We start from the raw sequence: 12,551 nt of genomic DNA on the forward strand, positions 1-12,551 counted from the left end.
TCTATCTCATTTACGTACTCTCATAAACACACGTCCAAAGAAATTAACTTTTTGCCGTAGCAATAGTCCTATAAGCCACGCAGGCTTATAGGACAGGAAAAATTGAGACCCTAGGCTCAATTTTTAGGCATGAAACAGCAAAGCTGTTTGCTGCCGTCCTATGCTACATCAGAAAAGTCATATTTCTTCTATTTCAGTCTAAATCAAGCTGCCCCGTATACAATTGATAGTACACGCCTTGTTTTTCCATTAAACTCTCATGGTTCCCACGCTCAATAATCTCACCATGATCCATAACCATAATCACATCCGCATTACGAATCGTTGATAAACGATGGGCAATTACAAATGAAGTTCTACCCTCCATCAATTGATCCATCCCTTTACTAATCAATGCTTCCGTATGACTATCAATCGAACTAGTCGCTTCATCCAAAATTAAAACCTTCGGATTGGCCACTGCTGCCCTAGCAATCGCTAATAACTGTCTTTGACCTTGAGAAAGACCTTCCCCATCACCAGTAATCTCAGTTTGATAACCATGAGGTAGACGTTTAATAAATCCATGTGCATTCGCCAATTTTGCAGCTTTCACCACTTCATCATCACTTGCCTCTAAATTCCCATAACGAATATTATCCGCAATTGAGCCAGTAAATAAGTGAGTATCTTGTAATACAATCGAAATTGTTTTACGTAAATCATCTTTCTTAATTTCCGTAATCGGGATTGAATCAAACGTAATTTCCCCATTATCGATTTCATAAAAACGATTAATTAAATTTGTAATCGTAGTTTTCCCAGCACCTGTTGCACCAACAAAAGCTACTTTCAAACCTGGTTCGGCCCAAACATTGATTTTTTTCAAAATCGGTACATCTGGAACATACCCAAAGTCCACTTCATTCAATTGAATATTTCCAACAACAGGGATTCTTTCGTCTCCTTTAACCCAATACCATTGTTTTGAATCTGTTTGATCTAATGTCACAGTTCCTTCATCTAATTCAGATTTTTCTTTCAAAATCGCAAAAATTCGTTCAGCCCCAGCCATTGCAGCCAATAAGACATTTGTTTGTTGTGACATTTGAGCTAATGGTTGTGCAAATGTTCTTGAATATTGTAAAAATGAAGCTAAAGCCCCAACATCCATCCCTTGGAATACAACTAAATATCCACCAACAGAAGCGGTTAAAGCATAATTAATATAACTAATATTCCCTAAAATAGGAAACATAATATTTGAATTAAATTGTGCTTGATTTGCTGCTTCTCTTAATTGAGAATTTAAAGTTTCAAATTCTTTTAACACTAATGTTTCATGATTGAACACTTTAACAACTTTTTGCCCTTCAATATGTTCTTCCACAAATCCATTCACTTGTCCTAAAACTTTTTGTTGTTCAGCAAAGAATTTTCCAGAACGACCTGCTACGAATCTTACAATTGCAAACATAATAAAGACCATAATGATTAACATTCCTGTTAAAATAGGAGATAAAATAATCATCATAACAAACGTTAGCACTAATTGTAATAAAGAACTAACAATCATCAACATACTATTATTAAAGGCTTGTTGAATATTTTCGAAATCATTTGTAAAGCGCGACATTAAATCTCCATGCTTATTCGTATCAAAAAAACGAATCGGCAATGTTTGAATATGGTCAAATAAATCTTTTCTCATTGTTTCAATGGTTTGTTGACCAATCGTAATCATAATTTTACCAGAGAAATAATTCGCAATCGCCCCAATGATATAAATCACTCCAATGACTCCTAGCATTTTGGCTAGACCTGCAACATCTTTTGTCGCAATAAAATCATTAATTAATGGACGAATAAAGTAAGTCCCGACAATCCCAGCGGCACTTCCTAACATAATTAATAGAAGAACTGCGAAAAGACTCCACTTACTTTTCCATAAATAGCTCCATAAGTCGGCTAATGTTTGCTTTAAATTTTCAGGACGTTTTTGTCCGATTTTTTTAGCACTCATCTACTTTCGCTCCTTCCATTTGAGTTTCATAAATTTCCCGATACAATTCATTTGTTTCCATTAATGATTCATGTGTTCCGATTCCGTTCATTTTTCCATCTTCTAATACAACAATCTTATCTGCACCTTGGATAGAAGAAATTCTTTGAGCAATTATAATAACAGTTGTATCTGGTAAATGATTAAAGAACGCTTCTCGAATTAATGAATCTGTTGTTGTATCCACCGCAGAAGTTGAATCATCTAAAATTAAAACAGCTGGTTTTCTCAACATCGCTCTTGCAATACATAAACGTTGTTTTTGACCTCCAGAGAAATTTCTTCCTCCTTGTTCTACTTTTGTATCATATCCATCTGGCATCTCCATAATAAAATTATGAGCCTGAGCATATTTAGCTACTTGAATCATTTCTTCTTCAGTTGCATGAGGATTTCCCCATAATAAGTTTTCTCGAATCGTTCCAGAAAACAGTGTGTTCTTTTGAAGAACCATCGCTACTTGGCTTCTTAAATCAGAAAAGGCATACTCACGAACATCTTTACCTGCAACTCGAACACTTCCCGCCGTTGCATCATACAATCGAGGAATTAACTGAACTAGTGATGTTTTACCAGAACCGGTTGGCCCAATAATTCCAAGAACTTGTCCACTTTTCACTGAAAAATGAATATCATTTAACACTTCTTCTTGTTGATCTTTTCCGTATGAGAAATGAACATGATCAAACTCAATATCGCCACGAGTAATTTCTGTTGGAATCACTTGCTCAGGTTCTACAATATCCACTTCTGTTTCAATCACTTCAAAAATACGATCCATTGAAGCTTTTGTCATTGTTAACATGACAAAAACAAAGGAAATCATCATTAAGGACATTAAAATTTGTGTAATATATGAAATGAAACTAATTAATTCTCCAGTCGTCATTTCACCATGCATTACAAATTTTCCACCAAACCACATCACAGCAATTGTACAAGCGTATACCGTTAATTGCATGATAGGGTTATTCCATACGATGACATACATCGCATGTAAAGCACGTGTTTTAAAGTTTGTATTTTCAACACCAAACTTCACACGTTCGAAAGGCTCACGAACAAAGGATTTTACTACTCGAATTCCAATAAAATTTTCTTGAAGAATGCGGTTAATACCATCTGTTGCTTGTTGTAATAATCTAAAACGAGGAAATGCTGTTGAAATAATAAGAGCTAAACTCACTACTAAAAATGGAACAGCCACTACAAAGACTAATGACAATTGTGCATTCAATGATACTGCAAAGAAGAATGCAAATAAGAACATCATTGGTGCACGTGCTAAAATACGCATCGTCATAATCGCTGTATTTTGAACATTTGTCACATCACTCGTCATACGTGTAATTAAAGACGCATTTGAAAAGAAATCCAAATTCTTAAATGAAAATTCTTGAATTTTCTTCATTTGCGCACTTCTTAATTCACTTGCAACACCGGTTCCTGCAATAGATGCAAATTTTGCACCTAACACCCCTGCCCCAAGGGAAATCATTGCAACGATAATCATTAAAATTCCATACCATAAAATCATAGTAGTATCTCGATTTGGAATTCCTTCGTCAATAATTTTTAACATAATAATTGGTTGCCCAACTTCACAGACAACTTCCACTAAAATGGATAAAAATGCTAAAAACGGGAAATATTTATATTTTGAAAAATAGGGAACTATTTTCTTTAACATCCTTTCACTCCTCTTTCCATTTCATAAAAAGTATTGTATCTATTCTAACAATGTTCATAGGGTTTTTCAAATAATATCAAAATGAATATAGAGATCTTCTACTCAAAAAAACTATGATTTTCCGAAAAAATTCTTGACAGTCTCTCTAAACTCTTTTATATTGTTAACATAAACAGATTTAGGAGGTTAACAATTATGAACAAAACATATTCTTTAACATTAATCGCATTGGGAGCAGCATTAGTGGCAGCATTGTCACCCTTTCAAATTCCTTTAGGGCCAATTCCCATTACGCTGCAAACCTTAGCCATTGGATTAGTTGCTACTATCTATCGTCCAAAAGAAGCCACACTTGCTATTGTACTTTATTTATTATTAGGTGCTATTGGGCTACCTGTTTTCGCTGGTGGAAAAGGTGGATTTCAAGCTTTCTTTGGACCTACTGCTGGTTTTTTAGTGTTCTTCCCAGTTCGTGCATTCGTCACTTCAATTATTGCACAAAGAAAACAAAATGCAGTTCGTCTATTTGTAGCGAATCTTTTAGGAGAAGTTGCCCTATTTATTGGTGGATTGATTGGATTTATTCTGATTACACATGCTGATTTTTCAAAAGCTATCAATCTCGTAGTACTTCCATTTATTTTGCCAGATTTGATTAAAATCAGTTTCACAACAATCTTCGGACTATTATTATTAAAGAGTTTAAAAAACAAACCTTATTTTAGACAGGAAGCATAATTTTTTGTGAGGTTAGGATGTAAAATTCTAACCTCTTTTTTTATAGATTCTCTTTTATTCAACTTAGTAGGCACATGGAAAAACTTATGGTAAAATACAAAGCATTAGAAGAGAAAAAGGAGGATAACTTGTGACAGAATTACACTATATTAGTACTCGAGATAAAAACAATCGTGTAACAGCTTCTCAAGCAATTTTAAAAGGGATTGCTGAAGATGGAGGGTTATACGTTCCAACGACAATGCCACAATTATCATTAAACTGGGAAACATTGCAAGATCAATCTTATCAAGAAATTGCATTCCCTATTTTAAAAGCATTTTTAACTGATTTTTCCGATGAAGAATTACAACATTGTATTCACTCTGCATATGACACAACTTTTGACGATCCAGCCATTGCTCCTGTTAAAAAAGTTGGTAATGCCTACATTATGGAATTATTCCATGGACGTACAATTGCCTTTAAAGATATGGCTTTATCAATCTTGCCGTATTTATTAACAACTGCCGCTAAGAAAAATCAACAAGATAAAGATATCGTCATTTTAACCGCTACTTCTGGAGATACAGGAAAAGCTGCCTTAGCAGGATTTTCAGATGTACCGCATACAAAAATTATTGTCTTCTATCCAAAAGGTGGCGTAAGTACGATTCAAGAACGTCAAATGGTGACTCAAGCTGGAGATAATACATTTGTTTATGGTGTTAAAGGAAACTTTGATGATGCTCAAACAATGGTGAAAAAACTATTTAATGATGCCGACTTAAACCAAACATTAGCAGAAACAGGATTCCAACTTTCTTCCGCTAACTCTATCAATATTGGTCGTTTATGCCCTCAAGTAGTGTATTATGTTTATGCGTATGCACAATTAGTAAAACAAGGCGCACTTAAAATTGGTGAAGCTATGAATGTTGTCGTTCCAACTGGAAACTTCGGAAACATTTTAGCAGCATATTATGCAAAACAATTAGGTGTTCCAATTCAAACATTAGTCTGCGCTTCAAATGAAAATGATGTATTAGTAGACTTCTTCCATACAGGAACATACAATCGTCAAAGAAAATTCGAAGTAACAAGTTCACCAAGTATGGATATTTTAGTTTCAAGTAACTTAGAACGACTAATTTTCGAAATGACTGGAAGCAATGCCGAAGAAACGAAAGCATTGATGGATTCATTAACGAATAACGGTCAGTATCATATCGAAAAAGACGTGTTAAACTCATACGAAGAGTTTTATGCTGCTCGTGCTAGCCAAGAAGAAACAGCACAAACGATTGAATCTGTTTTATCAAAAGAAAACTATTTATTAGATCCACATACAGCTGTAGCTCAATGTGCTTATAATAAATATCAACAAGAAACAAAAGACAACACTCCTACAGTCATTGTCTCAACAGCAAGTCCATACAAATTCCCTCAAAGTGTTGTATCGGCTGTAAAAGACTCTGACTTTACTGCTTTAAATGATCAACAATTAATTGAAGAAGTTCATCAATTAAGCGGAGTAGAAATTCCTCTAGCAGTAACAAGTGTATTAGAAGCTGAAATCCGTCACACAAGAGTACTTGAAATTTCAGAAATGAAACAATCTGTATATGACAGTTTAAATATTTAAAGTCAAAAAATACCAGCCATTTTCATTCATGGCTGGTATTTTTATTTAGTAAAATATCATTTTATTTAATTTTATGCTTATTCATTTTTTCTGCAAAAATATTTGTCATAATTTCTCTTAATTCTTCTCTTTCCTTTTCAGGTAAAGGTCCTTCTTGTTTTGCTACTGCATAAAGTTCTGGGTACTGTTTTGCTACTCTTGCTACAGTTCTTGTTGTAGCATGTGCTCTCACTAAAAATGGAATTTTCTTAATCCATTCACTTGGTACTAATTCAAGAATTTTTTTAGACGCTTCTTTATCCGTAATGACAGAAGTTGTTAATCCCGCATTAATTTGTTTTTGTTCACGTTCGGTAAAATCTTTAATATCCATTATTATCCTCTTTTCTTCAGTAAATTTTATAGTTAATAGAATAAGTTCTTCAAAAAATTTATATTATTGTTCTTTCAAAAATCCTTGTTGTTGAATCAGTTCTAATAATGCTAATCTTTTTGGAGGTAATGTTTCCATTTTATCCGAAACTTGTTTGCTGAATCGATCCACTCGATTATTTAAATCTCTTGTATCATAGTATCCTGTAATTTCTTCATCATACGCTTCAATGTCTTTTAATGGATTTTCTAATGCTTGATAGTGATTTTCCATATGCATCACTTCTTTTGGCAAGCGAGGTTTTAATTGAGGCTCTTGATTTGGCCAACCTACTGCTAAACCAACTGCTGGGAATGTATATTCTGGCAATCCTAGTAAATCGATAATACGCTTAGCATCATTATGTAAACTTCCTAAAAATACAGTGCCCATTCCTAATGACTCAGCAGCTACTACCATATTTTGAGCAGCAATCGTTGCATCTGTTAATCCTGCGATAAAATAATCTGCTGTTCCTTGTAATTTTGCTGGTCTATCTTGCGCTTTTGTTAATTGAACATTACGATGATAATCCACTACAAATAAAAATAAATGCCCATTTTTTTCAACATAAGGTTGTTTAGAAATCTCTGCAAATGCTGCTTTTAATGTTGGATCTGTAATACTAATAATCGAATAAGCTTGCATAAATTTACTTGTAGCGGTATGTCTAGCTACATTGACTAATAATTCCACTTCTTCTTTTGTTAAGGCTTGATCCTTAAACGCTCGAATAGAGCGGTGATTTAATTGTATTTGAATCGTTTCATTCATGATTTTTACCCCTTTATATAAATAGTGGAGTCAGCAAATAACAGAACTTGTTTTTGCTCACTCCCACTATACTAATTATTTAAAATATTTTTTAGCTGTTTCAATCGCTTTATCTTTTATCATTACTTCGCCATATTCTTGAATAACTTCCCAAGATACTCTTGAAAATTCTCCAAATTCTCTTAAAAGTGCTAAATCAGCAGTAAAATCTTCTCCTCCAAAAACATCTTGATAGACATGAAGGAAATAGTAATTACTATATCGATATAAGGATGATTGCTGTACATTATATGGGTACATTTTTGCTAATTGGACAAAGTCTTCAAATGTATCAAAAAATACTGTACAATCAAGCGGCTCCATTGTCTGTTCTTTTTTGACAGGAATTTCAACTTTTTTCTCTTTTTTCGGTTTCCCAATTCGATGCCCTAAAGAATGTTGAATTGTATCCACTAAATTTCGAACAAAACGTTCACTATCTGCTTCTATATCTGCTTTTTCAACATATTTTGTCACATATAATTCAATTCCTTCAGGATTCGGCATTACTTGGAAACTCATACCTTCAGAATCTTCAAATTGATCAATAACATCCATCTCAACTAAAATACTATGGAAAAATTCTTCTATTTCTCCAGGATTGGCTAAAAGTTCTGGAACAGATGTACCACGTTCCTGTAAATCCTCATTTTCAATTCTTACTAAAATAGTATCATCATTAATACGTTCCATTTCCATAATATTCACCTCACTTACATTACATTTAAAAATTCATTGATTATTTTTAACAGAATAGTATTATTGTAACGAATTTTCATAGAATGTAAAGTAATATCCCCTTTTCTACTATTCGTATTAGCTCAATAATAACTCTACTAATTCTTCAGCAGTAACATTTCCAAAATATTTACGAACATCAATCGACTCGAATACTGTTGAAACTGCATCTCGTTGATATTCAATTCCTGTTAATTTTTCTTCTACATCACTAATTTCTCCAAGACCGAAGAAATCTCCATTAATTTTTATTTCTTTAATATGGTTTTGTTCAACATTTAAGTGGAATTCAATTTGTCCAGCAGTCGTACGTTTTGATTGTGTTAACGCAAATTTTGGATTTTTTCCATAATTCCAATCAGGATTATTAAAGTATGTCTTTCTCAATACTTCAATTTTTTCCCAATCGTCTTCTGTTAAAACATATTCTTTAATCAATGAAGTATCTTCCACTTCGTAAATATTTTTTAATAACACTTCTCTAAATTGTAAAATATCTAAATCTTGGAATTCTTCAGCCAAATAAGGTTTAATATTTGTAACACGTGAACGAACAGATTTAATTCCTTTTGATGCAATTTTATCAGCTTTTGGACGTAATAATTGCGGTAAAATCGTCACATCGACATCAAGCATCAATGTTCCATGAGCTGTTAAACGACCATTATTTGAGTACATTGCATTCCCAGAGAATTTCTTCCCATCAATAAGTAAATCATTTCTTCCTTGAAGTTCAGCACCAGTTGCCCCCATTTTATGTAGCGCACGAATAACAGGCTCTGTAAATTTCCCAAAATCACGGAAACTATCTCCATCATCTTCTGTAATAAAGCAGAAACAAATATTTCCCATGTCATGATAAACAGCTCCACCACCAGAGAAACGACGAACTACTTGAACTCCTAATGAATCAACTCCATCTTGATTCACTTCTTCATACGTATTTTGATTTTTCCCAATAATAATCGCATTTTCATTTACATAAAATAACAAAATCGGCTCATCTAATTTTTTCTCATTTAATAAGAAATATTCAATTGCTAAGTTAGTCGTTGCATCATAAATTTCTTTACCATTTCTTTGATTTTTTACATAATACATAACCTAACCTCTTTTCTAATTTACTATTAGTATTTTATCAAAAAAACGTTCTTAAAGAAAGTAAGCCACTTCTTTCAAGAACGTTCTATAAAATTTCTGTTTTTCGTTTATAAATCTCTAATGACCAACTATTTTCTTCATGATACATGAGTTGACCAAATAAATTTTCCTTAATATACACATTTTCCATTACATGATATCGATCTTCTGCAATATATAATGGAATCGTGTAGGATTTCATATCCTTTGTAATTCTTTCTGTTGAAAATATCATACCGACTTTAAAATAAGTTACTAGCTCTTTCAATAATTCTACCGGTAATTCTACAGCCTTTTTCTCTTGATTGAAAAATAAACGTCTACTTAAGCGAGTCATTTCCTCGCTCATCTTATTCATCAATTGAGCAGCTAATTGTCGATAAAAATCATCCATCTTACGATAATACACTTTTGTAAATTCTTGCCCTAAATTTAAAAAGATAAAATTATTTTGTAATTTATAAAAAAACGGAGAATGCAAGTGTGTATTCGCATGCGAAATATACAATAAGTCTGCAATTTCTTGAGGTGTTAATTGATGTAGAAATTCTAATGATTCAAAATCAATCCAATTATATTCTGTCGCACTATTTTGAATTTCTTCTAAAAAGGCAATAATCTTCTTCTCATCTTTTATATAATAAAATCCTGTATAATCATCATAAGTTGCTAATGGAGAACGTCCCTTTAATAATAATAAATTTTTAGGAACTTCGTTTTGTGTCAATACTGCTGGTTGAAAGTTCACTGAACTACTTAATACATGATTCGAAATCGAATCCAAATGTACATAAATTGATTGCATCACAAAACTCCTCCCTTATACTTATTCCACATTACTATTATAGGGGAAAAATCCCTGTTTATGTATATTTATTTCATTACAAATTCCATGTGAAAGCTTTTTCTTTGTAACAAAAATGAAATAAAGACAATTGAAGCCTTTCTCAATAAAACTTCAATTGTCTTTATCCTACATTTCTCTTAAACGTTTAATACGATTACTTGTTGCAGGATGTGTTGCAAACCAAGAATCTTTCTCTTCATTTCCCTTTTTAAAAGGATTAGCAATATATAATGCTGCACTTTGAGGATCAGCTTCTTCCATCGCTGGAGCTTGAGAAATTTTTTCAAGTGCTGAAATTAATCCCTGAGGATTTCTAGTAAATTCTACTGCTGTAGCGTCTGCTAAATATTCACGATTTCTTGAAATTGCTAATTGTAAAATCGTAGACATAAATGGCCCTAAAATCATTGCTAAAATGGAAATCACCATCATAATCGCTGCAATTCCATTATCCTCATCTTTTGAACGTCTCGAAGATCGTCCAAAAAACATCATACGACTTCCAAATTGTACTAAAATAGCAATTACTGCGCCAAGCGCAATCGCAATGGTTTGCAACCTTACATCATAATTTCGAATATGAGCAAATTCATGAGCTAAAACTCCTTCTAATTCCTCACGATTCAAACGTTGTAATAAACCTGTCGTTACAGCAACCGCTGCTTTTTCAGGAGAACTTCCAGTTGCAAATGCATTCGGAGAATCATCTTGAATTACAAATATTCTTGGTCTTGGAACTTTTGCAATCATCGCCATATCTTCCACAATATGCCATAATTGTGGTGCTTCATGGTATTCGGTCACTTCAGTCGCATGATTTAATCGCATCACAACATCTGTTGATTGACTCATCATCATCATTGTATACAATCCACCTGAAACTAGTGCAATAACCATTCCTGCAATAGCATTATCGATTAAGGTGTAACCTAGAGCAATACCTACCAGTAAAAATAATATGAGATAGAATCCGACTACCACCCAAGTTTTTCTTTTATTGGCAGCGATTTGTTCATACATCATCTTCTTCACCTACGTCCAATTTTAGAATTGAACTTTTGGCACAGCACGTTCTTCCGCTGGAATTTCTAACATTGCTTCTTTTGTAAATCCACCAATATTTGCAATAATATTATTTGGAATCATTTGAATTTTAATGTTATATTGTGCCACACTTGAATTATATAATTGACGAGAATATGCAATTTTATTTTCTGTATTTGTTAATTCTTCTTGTAATTGGATAAAGTTTGTATTTGCTTTTAAATCAGGATAGCTTTCTGAAAGTGCAAAAATTGTTTTTAATGTTCCACTTAATTGATTTGAAACATCCATTTTTTCTTGAACAGAAGTATTACTTCCCATATTTGTTAATTGATTTCTCATTGCAATCACTTGAGAAAGTGTTTCTTGTTCATGTTTTGCATAACCTTTTACAGTTTCTACAAGGTTCGGAATTAAATCATTTCTTCTTCCTAATTGAACATCAATTTGAGCTGCTGCTTCGCTAACCCAGTTTTTTAATTTTACTAAGCCATTATATGCAGATACAGCCCAGATAACGACTACTGCAATAATTCCTAAAATAATCCATAATGTCATATTGACACACTCCTTTATATTTTATACAGTTAATTGTAACAAATCGAATTAGTTTTGAAAACTTTTATCGATTGATTGAGCATATTTTATCATATTTAGTATTACTTACCTCATACTTTAGACCTATTTTTGGAGGAACCATGGCACTCATTCAAAATCCTTATACCAAAACATCACTAGAACTTTCAACTCCTATCCATCATCATTGGACTATTGGAGACTTACCTGAAACTTATCTCCAATGGATTCAAAATGAAGGAGCAGGTTATTTTCTTGATTCGAGAATTGACACAATTGAACCGACTCGTTTCGGCTTAGACTATACTCTCTTAAATGGCGTTGCAGGATTAGAACAAGGAAATTGGATAAGTATATTGGATGACTGTTTTTCCCCTAAAGAGACGGGACTTCCTGATTACTTTATTCCCTTTTTTAAAGATGAATCTGTTTACTATTGTTTTGATTATCTTGAAAAAGGAAAAGAACCTAGCATTCGCCTCATAGATGTAGAGATGGATCAATGGTTAACAATTGCTTCTTCTTTTGAGGACTTAATTAATTCTCTCCAATCTCATATTGAAATCGTTGATTTTGACCACCGTCATTGGATTACCAAACATACTAGAACGCAACAATTGGGATTATTCCATCCTGAAAACTTTCAAAGCTTATTAGAAATTGAAGAAGAAGAGGATTTTAATAGCTATATTTACTGGATTGCTAAAGGCTTAGAGCAAAATACTCCAATTTCTTCCATTGCCCAAGAAGCACTCGATTTTTTACTTGAATACCGAAAACAAGAATTAGAAAACTCCCCCGCTTATAAATTGATTCAACACAAATCAACGAATAACTGATAGAAAAAAGCAAGACTTACCATTCAGTAAGCCTTGTTTTTTTGCTTTT

Annotated in this window: 12 protein-coding genes; 3 read left to right on the forward strand and 9 right to left on the reverse strand. The window is 33.0% G+C overall.

The features are described 5' to 3' along the window. Nucleotides 1-193: 193 nt before the first annotated feature. Entirely contained in the window at nucleotides 194-2,002 is a 1,809-nt protein-coding gene (locus tag RWM24_RS00295) for an ABC transporter ATP-binding protein (protein ID WP_314110492.1), read from the reverse strand. Continuing rightward, complete coding sequence (locus tag RWM24_RS00300) at nucleotides 1,992-3,731, reverse strand: ABC transporter ATP-binding protein (protein WP_314110493.1); 1,740 nt, start codon at nucleotides 3,729-3,731, stop codon at nucleotides 1,992-1,994. The genes RWM24_RS00295 and RWM24_RS00300 overlap by 11 nt, the downstream gene beginning before the upstream one ends. A gap of 195 nt (nucleotides 3,732-3,926) precedes the next feature. On the opposite strand from RWM24_RS00300, the gene RWM24_RS00305 reads away from it, so the two are divergent. Together RWM24_RS00305 and thrC are read left to right on the forward strand one after the other, a co-directional pair. Beyond that, entirely contained in the window at nucleotides 3,927-4,469 is a 543-nt protein-coding gene (locus RWM24_RS00305) for a biotin transporter BioY (RefSeq protein ID WP_314110495.1), read from the forward strand. Nucleotides 4,470-4,599: 130 nt separating this feature from the next. Continuing rightward, nucleotides 4,600-6,093, forward strand: a complete 1,494-nt coding sequence (gene thrC, locus RWM24_RS00310) for a threonine synthase (RefSeq protein ID WP_314110497.1) — start codon at nucleotides 4,600-4,602, stop codon at nucleotides 6,091-6,093. 61 nt (nucleotides 6,094-6,154) lie between these two features. On the opposite strand, the gene RWM24_RS00315 is transcribed toward thrC, so the two are convergent. The 7 genes from RWM24_RS00315 to RWM24_RS00345 all read right to left on the reverse strand — a co-directional run bounded on the left by RWM24_RS00315 (nucleotide 6,155) and on the right by RWM24_RS00345 (nucleotide 11,645). Then, the gene (locus RWM24_RS00315) at nucleotides 6,155-6,466 is read right to left on the reverse strand and encodes a hypothetical protein (RefSeq protein ID WP_314110500.1); all 312 of its coding nucleotides are present in this window, start codon (nucleotides 6,464-6,466) and stop codon (nucleotides 6,155-6,157) included. A 63-nt stretch (nucleotides 6,467-6,529) separates the two neighbouring features. Next, nucleotides 6,530-7,279 (reverse strand): NADPH-dependent oxidoreductase, encoded by a 750-nt coding sequence (locus RWM24_RS00320; protein WP_314110502.1) that lies wholly within the window; start codon nucleotides 7,277-7,279, stop codon nucleotides 6,530-6,532. A 75-nt stretch (nucleotides 7,280-7,354) separates the two neighbouring features. Then, on the reverse strand, nucleotides 7,355-8,017 hold the full coding sequence (locus tag RWM24_RS00325; RefSeq protein WP_314110504.1) for an adaptor protein MecA: 663 nt from the start codon (nucleotides 8,015-8,017) through the stop codon (nucleotides 7,355-7,357). A gap of 117 nt (nucleotides 8,018-8,134) precedes the next feature. After that, on the reverse strand, nucleotides 8,135-9,157 hold the full coding sequence (locus tag RWM24_RS00330) for a lipoate--protein ligase (protein ID WP_314110506.1): 1,023 nt from the start codon (nucleotides 9,155-9,157) through the stop codon (nucleotides 8,135-8,137). Nucleotides 9,158-9,242: 85 nt separating this feature from the next. Next, on the reverse strand, nucleotides 9,243-10,004 hold the full coding sequence (locus tag RWM24_RS00335; protein ID WP_314110509.1) for a hypothetical protein: 762 nt from the start codon (nucleotides 10,002-10,004) through the stop codon (nucleotides 9,243-9,245). A gap of 165 nt (nucleotides 10,005-10,169) precedes the next feature. Next, a complete protein-coding gene (htpX, locus tag RWM24_RS00340; RefSeq protein ID WP_314110511.1) occupies nucleotides 10,170-11,066 on the reverse strand; it encodes a zinc metalloprotease HtpX in 897 nt (298 codons plus the stop codon). A 21-nt stretch (nucleotides 11,067-11,087) separates the two neighbouring features. Continuing rightward, nucleotides 11,088-11,645: a LemA family protein gene (locus RWM24_RS00345; RefSeq protein ID WP_314110513.1), complete on the reverse strand. Its 558-nt coding sequence runs from the start codon at nucleotides 11,643-11,645 to the stop codon at nucleotides 11,088-11,090. A gap of 140 nt (nucleotides 11,646-11,785) precedes the next feature. On the opposite strand from RWM24_RS00345, the gene RWM24_RS00350 reads away from it, so the two are divergent. Beyond that, nucleotides 11,786-12,502, forward strand: coding sequence for an SMI1/KNR4 family protein (locus tag RWM24_RS00350; RefSeq protein WP_314110515.1), 717 nt, complete (start codon nucleotides 11,786-11,788; stop codon nucleotides 12,500-12,502). Nucleotides 12,503-12,551 lie beyond the last annotated feature (49 nt).

Source organism: uncultured Granulicatella sp. (assembly GCF_963516875.1).
Lineage (GTDB): Bacteria > Bacillota > Bacilli > Lactobacillales > Aerococcaceae > Granulicatella.

Excerpts from the sequence above, each read along its gene's own strand:
- RWM24_RS00295 (WP_314110492.1), bottom strand. The coding sequence starts at position 2,002 with ATGAGTGCTAAAAAAATCGGACAAAAACGTCCTGAAAATTTAAAGCAA.
- RWM24_RS00300 (WP_314110493.1), bottom strand. The coding sequence starts at position 3,731 with ATGTTAAAGAAAATAGTTCCCTATTTTTCAAAATATAAATATTTCCCG.
- RWM24_RS00305 (WP_314110495.1), top strand. The coding sequence starts at position 3,927 with ATGAACAAAACATATTCTTTAACATTAATCGCATTGGGAGCAGCATTA.
- RWM24_RS00315 (WP_314110500.1), bottom strand. The coding sequence starts at position 6,466 with ATGGATATTAAAGATTTTACCGAACGTGAACAAAAACAAATTAATGCG.
- RWM24_RS00320 (WP_314110502.1), bottom strand. The coding sequence starts at position 7,279 with ATGAATGAAACGATTCAAATACAATTAAATCACCGCTCTATTCGAGCG.
- RWM24_RS00325 (WP_314110504.1), bottom strand. The coding sequence starts at position 8,017 with ATGGAAATGGAACGTATTAATGATGATACTATTTTAGTAAGAATTGAA.
- RWM24_RS00330 (WP_314110506.1), bottom strand. The coding sequence starts at position 9,157 with ATGTATTATGTAAAAAATCAAAGAAATGGTAAAGAAATTTATGATGCA.
- htpX (WP_314110511.1), bottom strand. The coding sequence starts at position 11,066 with ATGATGTATGAACAAATCGCTGCCAATAAAAGAAAAACTTGGGTGGTA.
- RWM24_RS00345 (WP_314110513.1), bottom strand. The coding sequence starts at position 11,645 with ATGACATTATGGATTATTTTAGGAATTATTGCAGTAGTCGTTATCTGG.
- RWM24_RS00350 (WP_314110515.1), top strand. The coding sequence starts at position 11,786 with ATGGCACTCATTCAAAATCCTTATACCAAAACATCACTAGAACTTTCA.